Annotated in this window: 22 protein-coding genes; 11 read left to right on the forward strand and 11 right to left on the reverse strand. The window is 70.8% G+C overall.

Features of this window, described 5'->3' with window-relative positions:
• Positions 1-55: 55 nt before the first annotated feature.
• Positions 56-655: a TetR/AcrR family transcriptional regulator gene (locus tag V1227_RS00550; RefSeq protein ID WP_329790412.1), complete on the forward strand. Its 600-nt coding sequence runs from the start codon at positions 56-58 to the stop codon at positions 653-655.
• Here V1227_RS00550 and V1227_RS00555 read toward each other — a convergent pair.
• Together V1227_RS00555 and V1227_RS00560 are read right to left on the reverse strand one after the other, a co-directional pair.
• Positions 625-1,347, reverse strand: a complete 723-nt coding sequence (locus tag V1227_RS00555) for an alpha/beta fold hydrolase (protein ID WP_329790413.1) — start codon at positions 1,345-1,347, stop codon at positions 625-627. The genes V1227_RS00550 and V1227_RS00555 overlap by 31 nt on opposite strands.
• The gene (locus V1227_RS00560; RefSeq protein ID WP_329790414.1) at positions 1,344-1,808 is read right to left on the reverse strand and encodes a hypothetical protein; all 465 of its coding nucleotides are present in this window, start codon (positions 1,806-1,808) and stop codon (positions 1,344-1,346) included. The genes V1227_RS00555 and V1227_RS00560 overlap by 4 nt, the downstream gene beginning before the upstream one ends.
• Positions 1,809-1,852: 44 nt before the next feature.
• Here V1227_RS00560 and V1227_RS00565 point away from each other — a divergent pair, with 44 nt between their 5' ends.
• Both V1227_RS00565 and V1227_RS00570 read left to right on the forward strand, forming a co-directional pair.
• Positions 1,853-2,125 (forward strand): tetratricopeptide repeat protein, encoded by a 273-nt coding sequence (locus tag V1227_RS00565; protein ID WP_329790415.1) that lies wholly within the window; start codon positions 1,853-1,855, stop codon positions 2,123-2,125.
• A gap of 59 nt (positions 2,126-2,184) precedes the next feature.
• Positions 2,185-2,313, forward strand: coding sequence for a hypothetical protein (locus V1227_RS00570; protein WP_329790416.1), 129 nt, complete (start codon positions 2,185-2,187; stop codon positions 2,311-2,313).
• A gap of 82 nt (positions 2,314-2,395) precedes the next feature.
• Here V1227_RS00570 and V1227_RS00575 read toward each other — a convergent pair whose 3' ends face one another.
• Positions 2,396-3,361 carry an aldo/keto reductase gene (locus V1227_RS00575; protein WP_236218877.1) on the reverse strand — a complete coding sequence of 322 codons (966 nt, stop codon included), beginning with the start codon at positions 3,359-3,361 and terminating at the stop codon, positions 2,396-2,398.
• A gap of 177 nt (positions 3,362-3,538) precedes the next feature.
• Between V1227_RS00575 and V1227_RS00580 the strand changes: the two genes are divergently transcribed.
• A complete protein-coding gene (locus V1227_RS00580) occupies positions 3,539-4,450 on the forward strand; it encodes a polyprenyl synthetase family protein (RefSeq protein WP_329790417.1) in 912 nt (303 codons plus the stop codon).
• Here the strand turns inward: V1227_RS00580 and V1227_RS00585 are convergent.
• On the reverse strand, positions 4,390-5,295 hold the full coding sequence (locus V1227_RS00585) for an NADP-dependent oxidoreductase (RefSeq protein ID WP_329790418.1): 906 nt from the start codon (positions 5,293-5,295) through the stop codon (positions 4,390-4,392). The two genes, V1227_RS00580 and V1227_RS00585, sit on opposite strands and share 61 nt — an antisense overlap.
• A 139-nt stretch (positions 5,296-5,434) precedes the next feature.
• Here V1227_RS00585 and V1227_RS00590 point away from each other — a divergent pair, with 139 nt between their 5' ends.
• Positions 5,435-6,691, forward strand: a complete 1,257-nt coding sequence (locus V1227_RS00590) for a helix-turn-helix transcriptional regulator (protein WP_329790419.1) — start codon at positions 5,435-5,437, stop codon at positions 6,689-6,691.
• A gap of 209 nt (positions 6,692-6,900) precedes the next feature.
• The gene (gene icmF / locus V1227_RS00595) at positions 6,901-10,128 is read left to right on the forward strand and encodes a fused isobutyryl-CoA mutase/GTPase IcmF (RefSeq protein ID WP_329790420.1); all 3,228 of its coding nucleotides are present in this window, start codon (positions 6,901-6,903) and stop codon (positions 10,126-10,128) included.
• Between the two features lie 25 nt (positions 10,129-10,153).
• On the opposite strand, the gene V1227_RS00600 is transcribed toward icmF, so the two are convergent.
• On the reverse strand, positions 10,154-10,924 hold the full coding sequence (locus V1227_RS00600) for an MOSC domain-containing protein (protein ID WP_329790421.1): 771 nt from the start codon (positions 10,922-10,924) through the stop codon (positions 10,154-10,156).
• Between the two features lie 5 nt (positions 10,925-10,929).
• Entirely contained in the window at positions 10,930-11,364 is a 435-nt protein-coding gene (locus V1227_RS00605; protein ID WP_329790422.1) for a nuclear transport factor 2 family protein, read from the reverse strand.
• A 118-nt stretch (positions 11,365-11,482) separates the two neighbouring features.
• Between V1227_RS00605 and V1227_RS00610 the strand changes: the two genes are divergently transcribed.
• Positions 11,483-12,010 carry a CGNR zinc finger domain-containing protein gene (locus V1227_RS00610; protein ID WP_329790423.1) on the forward strand — a complete coding sequence of 176 codons (528 nt, stop codon included), beginning with the start codon at positions 11,483-11,485 and terminating at the stop codon, positions 12,008-12,010.
• An 83-nt stretch (positions 12,011-12,093) separates the two neighbouring features.
• Positions 12,094-13,251: a hypothetical protein gene (locus tag V1227_RS00615; protein WP_329790424.1), complete on the forward strand. Its 1,158-nt coding sequence runs from the start codon at positions 12,094-12,096 to the stop codon at positions 13,249-13,251.
• A 21-nt stretch (positions 13,252-13,272) separates the two neighbouring features.
• Here the strand turns inward: V1227_RS00615 and V1227_RS00620 are convergent, their stop codons facing one another.
• Entirely contained in the window at positions 13,273-13,923 is a 651-nt protein-coding gene (locus V1227_RS00620; protein ID WP_329790425.1) for a hypothetical protein, read from the reverse strand.
• Between the two features lie 155 nt (positions 13,924-14,078).
• On the opposite strand from V1227_RS00620, the gene V1227_RS00625 reads away from it, so the two are divergent.
• Positions 14,079-15,644 (forward strand): sensor histidine kinase, encoded by a 1,566-nt coding sequence (locus V1227_RS00625; RefSeq protein WP_329793931.1) that lies wholly within the window; start codon positions 14,079-14,081, stop codon positions 15,642-15,644.
• On the opposite strand, the gene V1227_RS00630 is transcribed toward V1227_RS00625, so the two are convergent.
• Complete coding sequence (locus V1227_RS00630) at positions 15,641-16,291, reverse strand: response regulator transcription factor (RefSeq protein ID WP_236222537.1); 651 nt, start codon at positions 16,289-16,291, stop codon at positions 15,641-15,643. The genes V1227_RS00625 and V1227_RS00630 overlap by 4 nt on opposite strands.
• Positions 16,292-16,441: 150 nt before the next feature.
• Positions 16,442-16,999 (reverse strand): YceI family protein, encoded by a 558-nt coding sequence (locus V1227_RS00635; RefSeq protein ID WP_329790426.1) that lies wholly within the window; start codon positions 16,997-16,999, stop codon positions 16,442-16,444.
• A gap of 94 nt (positions 17,000-17,093) precedes the next feature.
• Between V1227_RS00635 and V1227_RS00640 the strand changes: the two genes are divergently transcribed.
• Positions 17,094-17,627 carry a MarR family winged helix-turn-helix transcriptional regulator gene (locus V1227_RS00640; RefSeq protein WP_329790427.1) on the forward strand — a complete coding sequence of 178 codons (534 nt, stop codon included), beginning with the start codon at positions 17,094-17,096 and terminating at the stop codon, positions 17,625-17,627.
• Here V1227_RS00640 and V1227_RS00645 read toward each other — a convergent pair.
• Positions 17,532-18,476, reverse strand: a complete 945-nt coding sequence (locus tag V1227_RS00645; RefSeq protein WP_329790428.1) for a helix-turn-helix domain-containing protein — start codon at positions 18,474-18,476, stop codon at positions 17,532-17,534. The two genes, V1227_RS00640 and V1227_RS00645, sit on opposite strands and share 96 nt — an antisense overlap.
• Before the next feature lie 71 nt (positions 18,477-18,547).
• On the opposite strand from V1227_RS00645, the gene V1227_RS00650 reads away from it, so the two are divergent.
• Positions 18,548-18,697 (forward strand): hypothetical protein, encoded by a 150-nt coding sequence (locus V1227_RS00650; protein WP_329790429.1) that lies wholly within the window; start codon positions 18,548-18,550, stop codon positions 18,695-18,697.
• Positions 18,698-18,844: 147 nt separating this feature from the next.
• Here V1227_RS00650 and V1227_RS00655 read toward each other — a convergent pair whose 3' ends face one another.
• Complete coding sequence (locus V1227_RS00655) at positions 18,845-19,966, reverse strand: citrate/2-methylcitrate synthase (protein WP_329790430.1); 1,122 nt, start codon at positions 19,964-19,966, stop codon at positions 18,845-18,847.
• Positions 19,967-19,981: the final 15 nt, after the last annotated feature.

The following is a 19,981-nucleotide window of genomic DNA, read 5'->3' on the forward strand; positions in this document are numbered from 1 at the left end:
CGCGGCGAATATAGCAACCGATCGGTCGGTAGCTGAAGAGACGTAAACTACAGGGGTGAGCCCGCGCAGATCTGTCGCCGACACCCTCGAGACGCGGCAGCGCATCCTCGACCGGAGTCTCGCCATCGCGTCGGCGGAGGGGCTGGAGGGGCTCACGATCGGGCGGCTGGCCGCGGAGCTCGGGATGAGCAAGGCCGGGCTGCTCGGGCACTTCGGCACCAAGGAGGCCCTGCAGCTCGCGGTGGTCGACCAGGCCGCCGAGGTCTTCCTGCGCGAGGTGCCCGGCAAGGTCGAGCAGATGCCGTCGGGGTTGCCGCGGCTGATCGACGTCTGCGAGGCGTGGGTGTCCTACCTCGAACGCGAGGTGCTGCCCGGCGGGTGCTTCTTCACGGCGGCGACGGCCGAGTTCGACGGGCGCAGCGGGCGGGTGCGGGATGCGCTGGCCGGCATGAACGCGTTGTGGCGCAGGGACTTGCGCATCCACATCCGGCGCGCGGTGAACGACGGCGACCTCGGGCCGGACACGGACGCCGACCAGCTGATCTACGAGATCCTCGGGGTCATGCTGGCGCTCAACCACTTCCTGCAGCTCGAACACGACAGCACGGCGCCGCGCCGGGCCCGTCAGGCGTTGAAGCGGTTGCTCACGAAGTGATCGACGACGGCCGCGACCTCCCGCGGTCGCTCGACCACCATGCCGTGCGTGGCGTCGAGTTCGTGCACCCGCACGTTCGGCGGCAGGTCGCGGCGCAGTCCGGCGCGGTGGGCGTCCATCAGCGGCACGAGCTCCGGCGGCACGGGCAGGTTCCGGGTGGCGAGCACGAGCAGGAACGGGCTCCTCACCGCCGCGAAGACCGGGAGCGCGTCCAGGAACTCCGGCGCCGTGCGCAGCGCCGAGGTGATCGAGCGCGACGGACGCGTGACCGTCTCCAATTGGGCGTCGAAAAGGGCGTTCAGCGTGGCCAGGCCCTTCTCCACCTCCTCGGGCGGCAGTCCCGCGTAGTTCGCCGGATGCGTTGCCGCGGAACGGTGTCCGTCCAGGCTCACGGCGGGACGCCCCGGGTGCCGCGACGCCCACATCCCGGCGAGGATGCCGCCCAGCGAGTGCCCGACGACCACGGGATCGTCGAGTCCGAAGTGGACAGCTGTGTCCTCGAGGTCGTCGAGCACGGCGTCCCAGTCCCATTCGCCGTCGGGCGACTCGCCGTGCCCGCGCAGGTCGACAGCCACCGCGCGCCCGTCCAGCCGTGGCGCAAAAGTTTCCCACACCGACCGGTCGCCGCCCAGTCCGTGCAGCAGCAGGAAGGGCGTGCCGGAGCCGCCGAAGTCCGTCGCCGCGAGCTTCACGCGTCTCTCCTCAGGCCGAGGCGGGCACGGATCGAGTCGACGGTCACGCCGCCGTCCGGGTGTCGCAGCAACTTGTTGCGGTTCACGAGGTCGTGCACGCCCTGGCGCGTGATGCCGAGCATCGCGCCGGCCACGCCGAGCGACACGTGGTCCTTGCTCGGGTGACCGGCGCGGCGTGCGGTGACGCGGCCCAGCGGCGTCGCCCACCAGCCCTCGGGCGGGTCGAACGGCGCGTCGCCGGGGTGGAGCACGGTCAGCAGCCTGATGGCCACTCGCCGGGCCACCGCGTCGTCCGGGCCGAGCAGCTGGGCCGCCCACATGTCGGCGTCGGCGCGGACGGAGGTCCGCAGGCCGGCCAGGTCGGCCTCCGGCAGCAGGATCTCCAGCGGGTCGAGCAGCCGGCTCGTCACGAGCCGGATCAGGTCGTTCCGCAGGTCCACGTGTTCCGAAAGGGTCGGCACTTGACAGACGGTATCAAGTACTTGACCTCTACTGTCAAGTAGAGATGTCGTTGGTGAACAGGGCCGACACCCACCGCCAGCTCGGGTCGCTCGACCGGGCGCTGGAGCTGGCGGAGGCGCTGCTGCTCGCGCGGTCGGTGGGGGACCGGCAGATCGAGGCGGGCGTGCTGCTCGACCGCGGCACCGTGCACGAGCTCGCCGGACGGGGGGAGCCCGCGCGGGCCTCCTACACCGAGGCCGCGGAGCTGGCGCGGCGCATCGGCTTCCGGTGGGGCGAGTCGGAGGCGGCGCGCAAGCTGGCCGGGCTGGACGGCTGATCCGAACGGCCTGGTCCGGACCGGGCCGCGCCGCCGCGCTGGGCCTGGCGAACAGGGTCGTGCCGAACGACGAGGCCGCCGCGGTCGCACAGCGGCCGGCCGAGCGGATCGCCGCGAACGCCCGGTTGATGACCACCGCGGACGTCGGCGAGGGCATGACCGCCTTCGCCGGAGGCCGTGCTCCATAATGGACAGGAAGTGACCATGCTCGGCATCACGCCGTGGAGGGGTCACACCGCGTTTCCCGCGGTGTGACCCCTCCCCACGTACTCAGGCGTGCCCGGCGATCCGGTGCGGCTCGTAGGAGCCTTCCAGCAGCAGCACCTCGGCGTCGGTCAGCTCGAAGTCCAGCGCCCCCACCGCGTCGTCGAGCTGCGCCGGCTTCGTGACGCCGACGATCGGCGCCGTGACGACGGGGTTGCGCAGCAACCACGCCAGCGCGACCTGGGCCCGGGACACGCCGCGCGCCTCGGCCACCGCCGCCACCTGCTCGACGGTCGCGCGGTCCGAGTCGGTGTAGAGCGTGGCGCCGAACTCGTCGGTCTCGGTGCGCGCGGTCGTGGCGTCCCAGTCGCGGACCAGGCGACCGCGCGCGAGAGGGCTCCACGGGATCACCGCGACGCCCTGGTCCGCGCACAACGGCAGCATCTCGCGCTCTTCCTCGCGGTAGATGAGGTTGTAGTGGTTCTGCATCGACACGAACCGCGTCCAGCCGTTCTGCCGTTGCGTGAACAACGCCTTCGCGAACTGCCACGCGTACATGGACGACGCACCGATGTAGCGCGCCTTGCCGGACTTCACGACGTCGTGCAGCGCCTCGAGCGTCTCCTCCAGCGGCACGGTCTTGTCGAAGCGGTGGATCTGGTAGAGGTCGACGTAGTCCGTGCCGAGGCGGCGAAGCGAGTTGTCGATCTCGGCGAAGATGGCCTTGCGGGACAGCCCGGCGCCGTTCCGGCCGTCGTGCATGCGCCCGTTGACCTTGGTGGCGAGGACGATCTCGTCGCGGCGCGCGAAGTCCCTCAGCGCGCGGCCGGTGATCTCCTCCGAAGAGCCCGCGGAGTAGACGTTCGCGGTGTCGAAGAAGTTGATGCCGGCCTCGATCGCCGCCTTGATGAACGGCCGGGACTCCTCCTCCGGCAGCGACCACGGGTGGCCGCCCCGAGCCGGGTCCCCGTAGCTCATCATGCCGAGGCAGATCTCGGACACGTCCATGCCGGCGAGCTTGGTGTAGCGCATGGTCAGCCCCTCAGGAAACGGTGATCACGGTCGGGTGATGGCAGCCACGATCCGTTCAACATCAACCTAGTCCGCCTCGCCGGATCGTGCCCGGATCAGACACGACGGTGGAAACCCGCCTCCAGCATCTGACCAGCGGGTTTAGCGTCGGGATTCCGGTGTCTGAGAGGAACGCGGATGACGAGCATCGAGGCGGTCGCGCCGCCGAGGACCGCGCTGGAGCGGGCGCGTGCCACCGTCGGGCCGCTGCTGGCGGCCGCGCTGGCGGAGCTCCCCGGCGAAACACGCGAAGTGGTCGAGTCCGGCCTGTCCCGGCAGGACTTCTCGACGGCGGCGCTCGTGCTGCTCTGCGCGGAGGCGTTCGGTGACGCGGACGTGGCGCCGGTCGCCCTCGCGATGGAGTTCGCGCACCTGCACGAGCAGCTGCACGCGGACCTGATGGCGCACACGGGTGCTCGGGTGGAGTTCGGTGCGGACAGGGTCGTCTCGGCGGCCGACGCGCTGCTGTCCCTCGCGTGCGGACGGCTCGGCAGCACCGGGGTGATGATCCTCAACATCGCGCTGATGTCCGTTGTGGACGGTTACGTCCAGGAGATCGGGATGGCCGAGGAGGACGAGGCCGACATGTCCCGGCACCTCGGCGTGGCGGCGGCGAAGCACAGCTCGCTCACGGCCGCCGCGTGCGAGCTCGGCGCGCTGGCCGCCGGGGCGAACGCGCGCCAGGCGGGCCACCTCAGGCAGTTCGGCGACGACCTCGGCCTCGCGCGCAAGCACGTGGACGACGTCCTCGCCGTCCGCGACGACCGCCGGACGCTCCCGGTCGTGGCGGCGATCAACGCGAAGATCACCGTCGAGGGCGGGCGCAGGTGGTGCGAGCAGCAGGCCGGGCTGCTGCTCGCCCGCGCGCTGGAGCACCTGGAGCGGTGCGGTCCCAGGGCGGGGGCGGCGGACGAGCTGGCGGGGCTCGCCAGGCAGGTCACGACCGGCAGGTGCGCGCCGGCCGTGCCCGCCCAGGCGAGCCGGGAACCTCACTCCGACGGGCGCAGCACGACCTTGCCCGCGGCGTGCCCGGTCGCGACCAGTTCCTGAGCCTCGGCCGCGTCGGCCAGCGGGAAGCTCCGCGCGACGCGCACCGCGAGCTCGCCGTCGGCCACGAGCTGGGCGTACTCGCGCAGCCGCGGGCCGAACGGGGCACCGCCGCCGGAGAACTCGACGCCCAGCCGGGCCGCGTCGCCGGGATCGACGATCGTGACGACGCGGTCCGTGGCGCCGCGCACCTCGACCAGCACGTCCAGGTCGTGACCGGCCGCGTCGAACACGGCGTCGACGCCTTGCGGTGCGGCGGCGCGGACCCGGTCGGCCAGCCCGCCCCCGTAGGCGACCGGCGTGGCGCCGAGCGACCGCAGGTAGTCGTGGTTGCCGGCCGAGGCGGTGCCGACGACGGTGGCGCCGCGGGCCACCGCGAGCTGTACCGCGACGGCGCCCACGACCCCCGCGGCGCCGTTGAGGAGCAGCGTGTCGCCCTCCGCGACCGCGAGGAGGTCGAGCACGCGGACCGCGGTCTCCACGGCCACGGGCAGCGCGGCGGCGACGTCCCAGTCGAGTCCGGCGGGCTTCGGCGCGTAGTCGGTGGCCAGCGCGTGCTCGGCGTAGGCGCCGGTGGTGGTGAAGCCGAGGACCTCGTCGCCCACCGAGACCCCGGTGACGCCCTCGCCGACCTCGTCCACCACACCGGCGGCCTCCAGGCCGGGCGTGACGGGGAACGGGGGAGTCATGGGCGGCATCCAGCCGTTGCGGATCTTGTGGTCGAGCGGGTTGACGGCCGCCGCCACGACCTTCAGCCGGATCTCACCCGGTCCCGCGTGCGGCTCCTCGACCTCGTCCAGGCCCAGGACCTCCGGGCCGCCGAACGTGGTGTAGGTGATCGCCTTCATCTCTGTCTCCGGTGTGGTCGCCGTGTGGTTGGTACACCAGCCTTGGGCCTGTGATCGTTCTCGCGCGCCGGTACTTCGGCTAGCACCACCTGTCCGAACGGCCAGTCGGCCACCTGACGGTGAGAGCTACGCTCGGTTCATGGACCTGGTGACGGCCGCTCGGGTGATCCAGGCACCGCAGAGCGAGACGCTGGTGCACCTGTCGGCGGCGGTGGAGCAGGCGATTCCCCACCGCGCGATCGCCGAGCTGTCGAACTGCTCGTTCGCGCCGTTCAAGTTCCGCGGCGAGTCGCCGGGGCCGTCCGTCACGATCGCCGACCTCGCCGCGCTGCGGTCGCCGGTCGGCGACGGGGGCGCCTGGCAGGGACGGGCGCTCCTGGCGGGCGCCGAGGTCCCGGTGGTGGTGCTCGTCAGCGCCTTCTCCGAGCCGAACGCGCTGCTGGTGCTCCTGCGCACGGAGGACTCCCCGGTTCCGCGGGAGGTCCTGGCTTCCGCCAACGCGCTGTGGGACGTCGTGACCGCGCACATGGAGGGCCTGCGCAACGAGGCCGTGCCCGCGACGATCGCCGTCTCACGGGCGGCCGCGGCGGCGCGTGCCGTGGCGATCTCCGACCTGGGCGACGCCTACGGGGCGTCGTTGACGGCGTTGCTGGGCGTGCTGCGCGACCGCGACGTCACGGACGCGACCGCCCGCTCGCGTGCCACCGACCTCGCGGTGAGCGCGCTCGTCGAACTCCGGGCGCGCGCGGACCTCGACCGGGCGCAGACGGAGGAACGCGCGGGCGACGCCTTCGAACGGCTCGCCGAGTCGCTGCGCCGCGCGCTGCGCGGCCGGGACGTCCGGCTGGACCTGGGCACGCCCGGTGCGGAGGAGGGCGCGGACCGCGTCCTGCCGAGCGACATCGCCGCCACGGCCGCCGCGGTGGTCCGCTCGAGCGTGCACGCGATGCTCGACGACCAGCGGGGCGTGCACCGCGTCCACCTCGGCTGGAAGATCGCCGGAGCCGTGCTGAGGGCGACCGTGCGCGACGACGGCCCCGGCACGTTGTCGTGCGGCAGCCTGGACCTGCGCCGGGTTCCGGAACGGCTCGGGCCGCTCGGCGGCGTGGTCGAGGTCGACGCCGTCCCCGGCTGGGGCACGACCGTGACGATCGAGGTGCCGCTCGGCCCGCCGGAGACTCCGCGCGAGGACCCGCTGACCGTGCTGGGCGCGCGGGAGCTCGAGGTGCTGGGGCAGCTCGCCCGCGGCCGGCGCAACCGCGAGATCGCCGGGAACCTGCACATCAGCGAGTCCACGGTGAAGTTCCACGTGGCGAAGATCCTGGAGAAGCTGGGTGTCGGGTCGCGCGGCGAGGCGGCCGCGCTCGCGCACGAGTGGGGTGCCGCGGCGCGTTAGGCCGTGCCTGTGCCGGGACCACGTCGTCCGGCGGGGAACGGCCGCCGATCGTGCCCGTCGAACCTCAGCGCGGTCGCCACCTGCGCGAAGTCTTCCGCGAGCGAACCTGTGGCCACCGGCGCGAAGATGGCGTCTCCTGCTCGATACAGAGACGTGGACCACCCCTGGTTGCACGTCCAATAGTAGGAAGTCAAACTATTCTCATGACGATGCCGTCTTCTGGGACGTCCCCCGCGCCCGCGTTGCACAAGCCGGTCAACCCGGTGCGCTTCGTGACCGCGTCGAGCCTCTTCGACGGCCACGACGCGGCGATCAACATCATGCGCCGCATCCTGCAGTCGCAGGGTGCGGAGGTCATCCACCTCGGCCACAACCGGTCGGTGGCGGAGGTCGTGAACGCGGCGATCCAGGAGGACGCGCAGGGCATCGCCATCAGCGCGTACCAGGGCGGGCACGTCGAGTACTTCTCGTACCTCGTCGAGCTGCTGGGCGAGCGCGGCGCCGGGCACATCCGGGTCTACGGCGGCGGTGGCGGCGTCATCGTTCCCGAGGAGATCGAGCTGCTGCACTCGCGGGGGGTCGCGCGGATCTTCTCGCCGCAGGACGGGCAGACGCTCGGCCTCGCGCGGATGATCAACCTGATGATCGAGGAGTGCGACCACGCGCTCACCGCGCCGTTCAGCCACGACGCGCTGCTGACGGGGGCCGACGAGGCCCTGGCGCGCGCGATCACGCACATCGAGGCCGGTACCGCGCAGCCGTTGGAGACCACGCGCAAGGTGCCGGTGCTGGGCATCACGGGCACCGGTGGCTCGGGCAAGTCGTCGCTCACCGACGAGCTGGTGCGCCGCTTCCGGCTCGACCAGCAGGACAAGCTGCGCATCGCCGTGCTCGCCGTCGACCCGACGCGTCGCCGTGGTGGTGGCGCGCTCCTCGGCGACCGCATCCGCATGAACTGCCTCGACGGCGACCGCGTGTTCTTCCGTTCGCTGGCCACTCGCCGTGCGGGCAGCGAGATCCCGGACGGCTTGGAGCAGGCCATCGTGGCGTGCAAGGCGTCCGGTGCGGACCTCGTCATCGTCGAGACGCCCGGTATCGGTCAGGGTGACGCGGCCATCGTGCCGTTCGTCGACTTCTCGCTGTACGTGATGACGCCGGAGTTCGGTGCCGCGTCGCAGCTCGAGAAGATCGACATGCTCGACTACGCGGACGCCGTGGCGATCAACAAGTTCGAGCGCCGCGGTGCCGAGGACGCACGGCGCGACGTGGCGCGGCAGATGGTGCGCAACCGCGAGGCGTTCGGCGCGAAGTGGGAGGACATGCCGGTCTTCGGCACGTCCGCCGCGACGTTCAACGACGACGGTGTGACCGCGCTGTACCAGTTCCTGCGCGACGGACTCGTGGAACACGGCCTGAGCGTGGAAGAAGGCGCGCTGGCCACCGTTTCCGGCAAGACGTCGACCTCGGCGTCCACCGTCGTGCCGGCTTCCCGTGCGCGGTACCTGTCCGACATCTCCGACACCGTGCGCAACTACCACCGCAAGACCGAGGAGCAGGTCGCCGCGATCCGCGCGCACACCCAGCTCACGGCGGCGCAGAAGGCGCTGGAGGCCGCGGGCAAGGGCGTCGCGGACATCGCGGACCTGGCCTCCGACGCGGAGCGCAGGGTCGACCGCGACACCACCGACCTGCTCCGGGCGTGGCCCGCGACGGTCGAGCAGTACTCCGGCGACGAGCTCGTGTTCAAGGTCCGCGACAAGGAGATCCGCACCCGGCTCACGCGGGAGACGTTGTCGGGCAACCAGGTCCGCCGGGTGAGCCTGCCCCGGTACGACGACGAGGGCTCGCTGCTGCGGTTCCTGCGCAAGGAGAACCTGCCGGGCTTCTTCCCGTTCACCGCGGGGGTCTTCCCGTTCAAGCGCGAGGGCGAGGACCCGGCGCGCATGTTCGCGGGCGAGGGCGACGCGTTCCGCACCAACCGCCGCTTCAAGTACCTGTCGCAGGGCAACCCGGCGACGCGCCTGTCGACCGCGTTCGACTCGGTGACGCTCTACGGCCGCGACCCCGACACCCCGCCGGACGTCTACGGCAAGATCGGCACCTCCGGCGTCTCCATCGCGTCGCTCGACGACATGAAGGCGCTCTACGACGGCTTCGACCTCGTGGCGCCGACGACGTCCGTGTCGATGACGATCAACGGCCCGGCGCCGACGATCCTCGCGTACTTCCTGAACACGGTGATCGACCAGCAGGTCGACAAGTTCAAGGCCTCCGAAGGCCGCGACCCCTCCGCCGAGGAGTACGAGGAGCTGCGCGCGTTCGCGCTGGCCAACGTCCGCGGCACCGTGCAGGCCGACATCCTCAAGGAGGACCAGGGCCAGAACACCTGCATCTTCTCCACGGAGTTCTCGCTGCGCATGATGGCGGACATCCAGGAGTGGTTCATCCAGCAGCAGGTGCGCAACTTCTACTCGGTGTCGATCTCGGGCTACCACATCGCCGAGGCCGGGGCGAACCCCATCAGCCAGCTCGCCTTCACGCTCGCCAACGGCTTCACCTACGTCGAGTCGTACCTGGCGCGCGGCATGAACATCGACGACTTCGCGCCGAACCTGTCGTTCTTCTTCTCCAACGGCATGGACGCCGAGTACAGCGTCATCGGCCGCGTGGCGCGCCGCATCTGGGCCGTGGCCATGCGCGACCGCTACGGCGCCGCGGAACGTTCGCAGAAGTTCAAGTACCACGTGCAGACGTCCGGCCGTTCGCTGCACGCGCAGGAGATGGACTTCAACGACATCCGCACCACGCTGCAGGCGCTCTGCGCGCTGTACGACAACTGCAACTCCCTGCACACCAACGCCTACGACGAGGCGATCACCACGCCCACGGAGTCGTCCGTCCGCCGCGCGATGGCCATCCAGATGATCATCAACAAGGAGTGGGGCCTCTCCGCGAACGAGAACCCGCTGCAGGGCTCGTTCGTCATCGACGAGCTGACCGACCTCGTCGAAGAGGCCGTGCTGATGGAGTTCGACCGCATCTCCGAACGCGGCGGCGTGCTCGGCGCGATGGAGACCGGCTACCAGCGCGGCCGCATCCAGGACGAGTCGATGCTCTACGAACAGCGCAAGCACGACGGCTCCCTGCCGCTGATCGGCGTCAACACCTTCCTGCCCGAGGGCGGCGAGCGCGAGGTCGTGAAGATCGAGCTCGCCCGCGCCACCGAGGAGGAGAAGGAGTCGCAGGTCCAGCGCACCCGCGCCTACCAGGCGGCGCACCGCGACGAGGCCCAGAAGGCGCTCGCCCGGCTGCGCGAGGTGGCGCACACGAACGAGAACGTGTTCGCGGTGCTGATGGACGCGGCTCGCGTGTGCACGCTGGGGCAGATCACGGAGGCGTTCTTCGAGGTGGGTGGGCAGTACCGCCGCAACATCTAGGCGGACCGAAGAGCAATGGCGCCCGTCAACAGCTGTTGACGGGCGCCATTGCTGTTGAACCTGCCGGCTGCGCGACCGAGCAGGTGGCTTCGGGGCACACGGCCGACGTCCACTTCCAAACCGCGTAGGGCCGGCCGACGATCCACCCGCCGACACGCTCGGGAAGCTCGTCGGTCGGCACCACCTCCACCGGGTCACCGACGTTCACCACGCCCGCCCGCACCACCCAGCTGTCCAGGCACAGCACCCCGCCGAACTCCCGCCGGATCCGCCGGTGCACGTCCAGGTCCTGTGCCCCGGTGTCCGGGTCGATCGTCGTCACGACGCACCGCGCCCGCTTCCGGTACATCCCGATCACCACGTCACCCACCACCAGGGCGTGCCCCGCCCACGAGTCCTCCTCGCCCGCCTCGACGCCGCCGATCAGGATGTTGGGTCGCAGCCTCCGCACGTCGACCCCCGCGGCCGCGACCTGGCCGTCCGTCGCCACCAGGACGTTGAGCACGTCGAAGCGCTCCGGGCCGGTGTAGCGGGTGAGCCTGCCGCCGAACGGCAGCACCCGCTCGTGGGCCTGCCGGCTGTCCCACGGGTGGCCGTCGACCAGAGGTCCGCCGGGGCCGGTGGAGGCCGGGATCGTGAGCAGGCCGTAACGGGTGCGGCCGGTCAGCACGCCGCGCGGGCCCTGCACGTGCACCAAGCGGTCGCCCGCCACGCCGTCGGGCGTGAACTCCGCCGACTCGAGCGGTTCGCCGCCCAGCGACTTCACGGGATAGCGCCACAGGGCTTCGACGTGCATCGCGGTCACTCCGCCGGGATCTCGTAGGTCGACGCGGGATCGATCCGCCTGTCCTCGAAGGCGATCCGCACGTCGTTGATGCTCGCCTCGCGCCGCGCCATCAGGCCGGAGGCGGCGAACTCCCAGTTCTCGTTGCCGTAGCTGCGCCACCAGCGGCCCTCGTCGTCGTGCCACTCGTACTGGAAGCGCACGGCGATGCGGTTGTCGTCGAACGCCCACAGCGACTTGCGCAGCACGTACTCGTGCTCGCGCTCCCACTTCCTCGTCAGGAACGCGACGATCTCGCCGGTGCCGCGGAGGAATTCGGACCTGTTGCGCCACGCGGAGTCCGGTGTGTAGGCGCCGGCGACGCGCACCGGGTCCCTCGTGTTCCAGGCGTCCTGGGCAGCCCGCACCTTCAGGCGGGCGGTCTCCGCGTCGAACGGGGGCAGAAGTGCCACGAGCGGTCCTTCCAACGGTTGAGCGACGTTCTGAACGTTAGAGCGAGCGGCTAACGGATGCAAGCCTGTGTTACCGTTAGGCGTGCTGACGCCCGACGAGCCCCGTCCGGTCCTGCTGATGAACACCATCTGGGCCAGCCGGTCGCAGGTGCACGACGACCTGACGACTGCCGGTGGGCTTCGCGACTTCCTGGGCGTGCCGGTGGACCGGGCCGACCTGGAGGCGTTCCGCGCGCTGCGGCAGGCGTTGCGGGACCTCGCGGGCGTGCTCACCGAGGACACGCGTGCGGTCGCGCAGGATCGTGACCTGGAGCGGGCCGTGGCCGAGGTCAACCGTGCGGCGCGGAGCGCGCGCAAGTGGCCGCAGCTCGCTGTGCGCGACGGAGAGTTGTTGCGCCACAACGAAAGTGAAGGCTCGCCCGCGGACAGGGAGCGCGCGTCGATCGCCGCGGAGGCCGTGGAGCTGTTCACCGGTGAGTCCCGGCTGCTGTTGCGCGCCTGTTATGCGCCGGGCTGCGTGCTGTACTTCGTGAAGGACCACCCGCGCCGGGAATGGTGCTCGCCCTCGTGCGGCAACCGGGTGCGCGCCGCGAGACACTACCGGCGCAATCGGAGTGAATCCCCTGGTCCGAACGGGTTTTCCTGATCGCCGGGCCTACACGTGAGCCGCGTTCGTTCCGATGAAACGGACAACAGTTGGGCGCGTTTTGTGTGTGGTGGTGATCCGCGATGTCCCGAGAATCCGTGCCAGGTCACGACATCGGCTATCACCTCGTCTGCTTCGACGAGACCGGCAACGAGCGGGGGCGCGACAGCGCGGACGTCCTGTACGACGCCCGCCGCGGTGTCACCGACGTCTTCTTCTTCATCCACGGGTGGAACGGCGACGTGCCGGCCGCCCGTCACCAGTACGGGCAGTGGGTCGCGACGATGGCCGGCTGCCGCGCCGAACGCGATGCGGCGCACCGGCTCCCGGGCGGCTTCAAGTCCCTGCTCGTCGGCCTGCACTGGCCGTCGAAGGCCTGGGGCGACGAGGACACCCGGTCCGACGAGTTCATCAAGGCGCAGGCGCAGCGGCTCGGCGGCGGTGCCGGGCGGACGGCCGCGGTGCGCACGATCGTGCAAGCGGCGCGGCAGCACCCGTGCCGGATGTCGGCCGCCGTCAAGCAGGCGTACGACTACCTGGAGAGCTCCGTGCCGGACCTGCCGGGCGAGGACGGGATGGCGTTCGACGCCGAGCAGCTCTACCGGGCGTGCCTGGAGGACCCGGCGCTGGGCGGGATCCTGTCACCGCTGCGGATCCTGACGTTCTGGAAGATGAAGCGGCGCGCCAAGGTGTTCGGTGAGAGCGGGGCCGCTCGGATCGCCCGCGAGGTCGCGCAGGCCGCCCCGGACGCGCGCATCCACCTGATGGGCCACAGCTTCGGCTGCATCACCGCCACGGCGATGGCGAACGTCGTGCCGGCCGCGACGCTCACCCTGGTGCAGGGGGCGATGTCGCTGTGGTCGTTCGCGGAACGGCTGCCCGGCGAACCCGGCTCCGGCTACTTCCGCGGCGTGCTCGGCCGCGTGCCCGGCCCGATCATCGTCACGACGTCCGCCCACGACCACGCCATCGGCCGGTTCTACCCGCTGGCCGCGCGTTCGGGCCGCCAGGTCGACCTCGACTCGTACCCGAAGTACGGCGCCATCGGCTCGCACGGCGTGCAGGGCACGTACGCGCACGGCCACACGATCGGTTCGCCCGGCGAGCTGGTCAGGGGCCAGGTGCACAACGTCGACTGCACGTCGGTGATCCGCCGCATCGACGGGATCGCGGGCGCGCACAACGACATCTGCCACCCGGAGCTCGCCCGGCTGCTGTGGAAGGCGGTGCTGTCGCGCTAGCCGCCGGTCCGATGTGGACGGCTAGCCCGCGCCCAGCCGCATGACCACCTGCGGCACCAGCGTGTTGCCGAGGCACGGGCGGAGGTCCGCGCGCAAGGCGGACGGGCTCGCGGGGTCGAGCGCGGGGGAGACGGCGAAACCGGCCGTCGCCGCGGTCAGCACGACGCGCTGCACCGCCTGGCCGGCGCGGATCTCCGCGGCGGCGCCCTGGTTGAACGTGCACAGGACCAGCTCGACGCCGGTGCGCACGTGCAGCCACGCCCGCTCCACCTCGGCCGCGCGCGACAGCAGGCCGCGCCAGGAGGCCGGCTCGGGGAACGTCGTCCACGTCCGACGGGCCGAGCGCAACGCGTGCAGCAGCGCCAGCACGTCCGGGCCGGGTTCCCGGTACCCGCCGAGCCGCACGGCCGCCGCCGCGTCACCGGCGCTCGGGCCCGGCAGCAGCGTCACCAGTGGCCGGATGCCGTGCGCCTGCAGCGCCAGCCGGACGTTGAGCAGCGCGACACCGCACGCGAGGCGCGCCTCCCGGTTGTGCGGTCCCGGGGTGTGGAGCTCGATCTGGTCGGGGCGCACCTCGAACCGCACCCCGGACACCGAGGCCCTCGCGAGCGCCAGGACGCCGCGCACGGCCTCACCGGCCAGTCCGAGCGAGCCGGGCAGGGCGATCGTCATGTGCCCACTGTCCGGCGGGGGCGACGAACCGGACACGGTCGAAGGTCCTTTCTTGCGAGGACCTGTTACACCGGAAGTGTGCGAATCTTGTCATCGTGTCCGACGCGCACAGCCGCCGAGACCTCGACGAGCTGCTCGCCGAGGTGCGGGACCGCATGGACGAGATCGTCACCACCCGCGACCACGTGCAGGAGCTCCTCGGCGCCGTGCTCGCCGTCGCGTCCGGCCTGGAGCTCCAGTCGACCCTGCTGCGCATCGTCCAGGCCGCCGTCGACCTGGTGGGCGCCCGCTACGGCGCCCTCGGCGTGCTCGGCACCCGCGACGACCTGTCCGAGTTCCTGCACGTCGGCGTGGACGAGGTCACGCGGAGCAGGATGGGGCACCTCCCGGAGGGCAAGGGCCTGCTCGGGCTGCTCATCAAGGACCCGACGCCGCTGCGGCTGCACGACCTGTCCCAGCACGAGATGTCGGTCGGCTTCCCACCGAACCACCCGCCGATGCACAGCTTCCTGGGCGTGCCCGTGCGCGTGCGCGACGAGGTGTTCGGCAACCTCTACATGACCGAGAAGATCGACGCCGCCGAGTTCACCGCCGACGACGAGGCGGTGCTGCAGGCCCTCGCGGCAGCCGCCGGCATCGCGATCGAGAACGCCCGCCTGTTCGAACGCTCCCGCATGCGCGAACGGTGGCTGGAGGCGATCGGCGAGATCAACTCGGAGCTGCTCGGGGGCGCATCCGGCGAGTACGCGCTGCGCTTGATCACCCAACGCACCGTCGAGCTGGCGGGCGCCGACTCCGCCCTGGTCGTGCTGGGCGACGGCGGGCACGTACCGCTGTCGGTGGCGGCGAGCGCGGGCGTGGAGGTCGACGACTTCGACGCCGCCGACCACGCCGTGGACGAGGTGGTCCGCTCCGGCGTCCCGCTGCTGGTCGACGACCTGGGCACGGCGTTCGGCCCGGCGCTGGCCGTCCCGCTGCGGTCGGGTCCGGTCGTCACGGGCGCGCTCGTGGTGCTGCGCCGCGGCGGTGAGTCGCGCTTCCTGCCCGACCAGGTGCCGGTGCTGGCGTCGTTCGCGGACCAGGCGGCGGTCGCGCTGGAGTTCGCCGAGCAGCAGCGCTCCCAGCGGTTGCTCGACGTGCTGGAGGACCGCGACCGCATCGCCCGAGACCTGCACGACCACGTCATCCAGCGGCTGTTCGTGACAGGCCTGACGCTGCAGGCGACCATGCGCCGCATCGCCGACCCGGACGTCGCCGCCCGGCTGCAGACCGCCGTCGAACAGCTCGACGAGACCGTGCGCGAGATCCGCACGTCCATCTTCGACCTGCACTCGGCGGACAACACCTCGCTGCGGCGCCGCCTGCTCGACCTCGTCGCCGGCCTGACCGAGGACACGCACCTCTCGCCCGCGGTGCGGATGTCCGGCACCGTCGACAACTCGGTGCCGCCCGAGCTCGCCGAGCACGTCGAGGCCGTCGTGCGCGAGGCCGTGACGAACTGCGTCCGGCACGCGTCCGCGACCGAGCTGACGGTGCTGATCGACGCCGGGGACGACGTCGTGATCACGGTGCAGGACAACGGGGTGGGCATCAAGGCCGACGCCGCGCGCAGCGGGCTGCGCAACCTGGCCCACCGCGCGTCGAAGTTCGGCGGATCGCTGCAGGTGCGCCCCGCCGACGGAGGCGGCGCCCGCGTGGTCTGGCGCGTCCCGCTGGGTTAGCGGGGCTTCTCGCCGTCCTTGCGGAACTGCGAGGCGAACACGGCCGCCTGCGTGCGGCGCTGCATGCCGAGCTTCGCCAGCAGGTGCGAGACGTAGTTCTTGACCGTCTTCTCCGCGAGGAACATGCGCTCGGCGATCTGGCGGTTCGTGAGACCCTCGCCGATCAGGTCGAGCACCGTGCGCTCCTGCTCGCTGAGCATGCGCAGCGGGTCGCCCTCCTCGCGTTCACGGCGAATGCGGTTGAGCAGCGCCGACGTCGTGCGGGCGTCCAGAAGGGACTGTCCCGCCGCTACGGTCCGGACGGCGTTGACCAGGTCGGCGCCCAGGATCTGCTTGAGCACGAACCCGGACGCGCCCGCCATGATCGCGTCGAACAGGGCCTCGTCGTCCGCGAAGCTCGTCAGCATCAGGCACTGCAGACCGGGGAGGCGGCTGCGCAGCTCGCGGCACAGCTCGATGCCGTTGCCGTCGGGCAGCCTGATGTCGAGCACGGCCACGTCGGCGCCGGCGCCCGGCAGCTTGGCCAGGGCCTCCGCGACCGAGGCCGCGTCACCGACCACGTCGAGATCGGACTCCTCACCGAGCAGGTCCGCGATGCCGCGGCGGACGATCTCGTGGTCGTCGACGAGGAACACACGCGTCGCCATGGAGGTCACGGTAGCCCAAGGACACGGGCGCGAGGGGCCTGACGGCACTCGCCGCACTAGCCCGATCGGGCGTCGTTCGGGACCGCTGGAAACGCGGAAGTCCGGGTCGCTGGGAAAGCGCCCGGACCTCCGCGGTGTGACCGGTTCCGGTCAGCCCTGCTTGATCGCCGAGATCTCGAACTCGAGGACGACCTTCTCGCTCACCAGCACGCCGCCGGTCTCGAGCGCCGCGTTCCACGTGACGCCGTAGTCCTTGCGGTTGATGGTGTGCGAGCCCTCGAAGCCCACGCGGGTGTTGCCGAACGGGTCGACGGCCACACCCTCGAAGGCGAAGGGGATGGTGATGCTCTTGGTGACGTCCTTGATGGTCAGGTCACCGGTGATCTCGAAGTTGTCGTCGTCGATCTGCTTCGCGGAGGTCGAGACGAACTTGATCTCCGGGTAGGTCTCGACGTCGAGGAAGTCGTTGGTGGTCAGGTGACCGTCGCGCTGGGCGTTGCGCGTGTCGATCGTGGCGACCTTGACGGTCACCTCGGCGGTGGTGTTCTCCGGCTTGTCACCGTCGATCTTGATCTTGCCGTCGAACTCGTTGAACGCACCACGAACCTTGGTGACCATCGCGTGGCGCGCGACGAAACCGATGCGGGAGTGCGAGGCGTCGATGACGTAGTCGCCGGTCAGTTCGGAGAGGTTGGTGGCGGTGGTCATGGTGGTCAGTCCTTCGGTAGTTCGATTTGGTTGAAGTGTCATCCACTTTGCACGAACCTGGATGATGTGTCAACTATTCCCGTATGCTGAACGAGTGACACGATGGTTGGAACCTGAGCAGCAGCGGGCGTGGCGTGCCTACGTCCGCATGCAGGGGGAGCTCAATGCGCACTTGAGCAGGCAGATGTCAGCCGACTCGGACATCTCGATGGCTGACTTCGCCGTGCTGGTGCAGCTCACCGACACGCCTGACGAACGTGTACGCGTGTTGGAGCTCGCACGGTCGTTGCACTGGGAGAAGAGCCGCATCTCGCATCACGTCGCAAGGATGGAGAAGCGCGGCCTGGTGCGCAGGGAGAGCTGTGGCAGCGACGGGCGCGGGTCGTTCGTCGTGCTGACGGACCTCGGCAGGTCCGCGATCGAGGCGGCGGCGCCCTCGCACGCCGAGATGGTGCAGAAACTGGTGTTCGACCAGATCACGCCCGCCGAGGTGGAGGCGTTGCGGGAGATCTCGGAGAAGATCTTCGCGCGCCTAACGACAGGCGAATGTGCGGCGGTAGTCGCTGGGTGCGACGCCGACGACGCGGTGGAAGTGGTGCCGCAGCAGGGCGGCTGTCCCGAAGCCTGACCGGGTCGCGACCAGGTCGACGTCCAGGTCGGTCTCCTCGAGCAGCCTGCGCGCGTGGAGCACCCGTTGCAGTGACAGCCACTTGTTCGGCGTCGTGCCGGTCTCCGCGACGAACCTGCGCGCGAACGTCCGCTCGGACATGACGGCGAGCTTCGCCATCGAGGCCACCGTGTGGTTGTCCGCGATCGTCTCCAGCACGTGCTCGAGCACCGGTTCGAGGCTGTCCGCGCTGCAGTCGGGGATCGGCAGCTCCACGAACTGCCGCTGACCGCCGTCGCGCTGCGGCGCCACGACCATCCGGCGCGCGATGGTGTTGGCGACCTTCGTCCCCAGCTCCCGCCGCACCAGGTGCAGGCAGGCGTCGATGCCGGCGGCCGTGCCGGCGCTCGTGATGATGTCGCCGTCGTCGACGAACAGCACGTCCGGGTCCATCTGGGCCTTCGGGAAGCGCTCCTGGAACTGCCGCGCCTCGTGCCAGTGCGTCGTGCAGCGCCGGTCGTCGAGCAGCCCGGCCGCGCCGAGGATGAACGCCCCGCTGCACACGCTGAGCAGCGTCGCACCGGTCTCCCGCAGCGCCTTCACCAGCTTCTCCGGGTACTCGTCCCGGACCCGCGCGGCGGGCAGCGCGACGAGGTCGACGCTCTGCAGCGCGTCGAACCCGTGCGCCGGCGTGATGCTCACGCCTCGGACGCTCGTGGCCACCGGCACGTTCGGGATCTCCCCGCACACCCGGAAGTCGACCAGCGGCACGCCCTCCTCGGTCCGGTCGACGCCGAACACCTCGCAGAGCAGGCCGAACTCGAACGGCGCGACGCCGTCGATGAGGGGAACCGCCACCGATCGCAGCATGGCAGGATATTAGCGCGGGGCGTCAGATCTGCCACTGTTGGCGGGATATTGCTGGTCGCAAAATTCTAGACATGACTCTTGCAGTGATCGTCCTCGCAGTGGCAGCCCTCTCCGTCTGGCTCGACCGGCACCGCGACCGCACCGCCGGCCTGGCGGGCTCGACCGACGTCCACGACCGCGACCGCGTCCGCGTTCGCGACGAACTGCGGTACCTCACCTGATCGGTGGGCGCTTGATGAGTGGCTCGCTGGCCGGGTGGTTGGCTGGCCGGGCGTTCGCTGGCCTTGCTGGCGTTTCGCCTGACGATGTCTTAGCTGCAAGGCGGATCGCTCGGTGGCGTGCCGCCCGGTCGACGCAGCGCCGTCGTGTCACCCGGTAGGCGACCCGATTCGGGGTGCCGGGCCGGTGTAGCGGGCGGCCGGGCGGATGATCTTCGTGTCCTCGCTCTGCTCGAGCGCGTTGGCGCACCACCCGATGACCCGGCTGCACGCGAACGTCGGCGTGAACATCTCGCGCGGGATGCCGCACTGCTCCATCACCACTCCGGCGTAGAACTCCACGTTCGCGTACAGCTGCCGTCCGGGCTTGAGCTCGGCCAGCAGTTCCGTGACCCTGCGCTCGACGGTGACGGCGAAGGTCGTGAGCGGGGTCGGCTCCTCCAGGGCGATCTCCCTCAGCAGGCGCGCCCGCGGGTCCTCCGTGCGGTAGACGGCGTGGCCGAAACCCATGATGCGGTCGCCCTGCTCGATGCGCTGCCGCACCCAGGCGTCGATGTTGTCCGGCGACCCGATGAGGTCGAGGGCCTCCAGCGCGCGGTCCGGCGCGCCGCCGTGCAGGGGACCGGAGAACGTGCCGATCGCCGCCGTCACCGCCGACACGACGTCCGCGCCCGCCGAGGCGACCACGCGTGCGGTGAAGGTGGACGCGTTGAAGCCGTGGTCGATCGTGGCGATCAAGTACTGCTCGACCGCACGGCTCGTCCACGTCGACGGCTCGTGTCCAGTCAACATGTAAAGCCAGTTGGACGAGGTGGACAAATCAACCCTGGGGCCGACGGGATCAAGTCCGTGCTGGAGGCGGTGCAGTGCGGCCAGGATCGTCGGCGTCATCGCGCTGACCTTGAGCGCGTCGGCCTTCCTGTCGCTCATCGGCGCGTCCCACATCGGCCGGCTCGGCAGCATCGACAACGCGGTCCTGAGCCCCGCCAGTGCCGTGCAGCCGGACTTCGCGACAGACGGCAGCACCTCGCGGATCGCGTCCGGTAGCTCGCGCAGCTCGGCGGTGCGGCGGGCGAACTCCGCCGCCTCGGTCTCGTCCGGCAGCCTGCCCTCGGCGAAGAGGAACCACACGTCCTCGAACGACCGCGTCCTGGCCAGCTCGATCGCGTCGTGCTCGCGGTAGTGGTAGTAGCCCGCGGCACCGTTCACGTCCCCGATCAGGGTCGTGGTGACGACGACGTCCTTCAACCCTTTGGGTGCATCAATCAACATGGACAACAGGCTCCG

This window comes from Lentzea sp. DG1S-22, assembly GCF_036321065.1.
GTDB lineage: Bacteria > Actinomycetota > Actinomycetes > Mycobacteriales > Pseudonocardiaceae > Lentzea > Lentzea jiangxiensis.

Coding starts and splice junctions, on each gene's coding strand:
- V1227_RS00565 (WP_329790415.1), top strand. CDS start 1,853: ATGTCGTTGGTGAACAGGGCCGACACCCACCGCCAGCTCGGGTCGCTC.
- V1227_RS00575 (WP_236218877.1), bottom strand. CDS start 3,361: ATGCGCTACACCAAGCTCGCCGGCATGGACGTGTCCGAGATCTGCCTC.
- V1227_RS00580 (WP_329790417.1), top strand. CDS start 3,539: ATGACGAGCATCGAGGCGGTCGCGCCGCCGAGGACCGCGCTGGAGCGG.
- V1227_RS00585 (WP_329790418.1), bottom strand. CDS start 5,295: ATGAAGGCGATCACCTACACCACGTTCGGCGGCCCGGAGGTCCTGGGC.
- V1227_RS00590 (WP_329790419.1), top strand. CDS start 5,435: ATGGACCTGGTGACGGCCGCTCGGGTGATCCAGGCACCGCAGAGCGAG.
- icmF (WP_329790420.1), top strand. CDS start 6,901: ATGCCGTCTTCTGGGACGTCCCCCGCGCCCGCGTTGCACAAGCCGGTC.
- V1227_RS00600 (WP_329790421.1), bottom strand. CDS start 10,924: ATGCACGTCGAAGCCCTGTGGCGCTATCCCGTGAAGTCGCTGGGCGGC.
- V1227_RS00610 (WP_329790423.1), top strand. CDS start 11,483: ATGAACACCATCTGGGCCAGCCGGTCGCAGGTGCACGACGACCTGACG.
- V1227_RS00615 (WP_329790424.1), top strand. CDS start 12,094: ATGTCCCGAGAATCCGTGCCAGGTCACGACATCGGCTATCACCTCGTC.
- V1227_RS00620 (WP_329790425.1), bottom strand. CDS start 13,923: ATGACGATCGCCCTGCCCGGCTCGCTCGGACTGGCCGGTGAGGCCGTG.
- V1227_RS00625 (WP_329793931.1), top strand. CDS start 14,079: ATGGACGAGATCGTCACCACCCGCGACCACGTGCAGGAGCTCCTCGGC.
- V1227_RS00630 (WP_236222537.1), bottom strand. CDS start 16,291: ATGGCGACGCGTGTGTTCCTCGTCGACGACCACGAGATCGTCCGCCGC.
- V1227_RS00635 (WP_329790426.1), bottom strand. CDS start 16,999: ATGACCACCGCCACCAACCTCTCCGAACTGACCGGCGACTACGTCATC.
- V1227_RS00645 (WP_329790428.1), bottom strand. CDS start 18,476: ATGCTGCGATCGGTGGCGGTTCCCCTCATCGACGGCGTCGCGCCGTTC.
- V1227_RS00650 (WP_329790429.1), top strand. CDS start 18,548: ATGACTCTTGCAGTGATCGTCCTCGCAGTGGCAGCCCTCTCCGTCTGG.
- V1227_RS00655 (WP_329790430.1), bottom strand. CDS start 19,966: ATGTTGATTGATGCACCCAAAGGGTTGAAGGACGTCGTCGTCACCACG.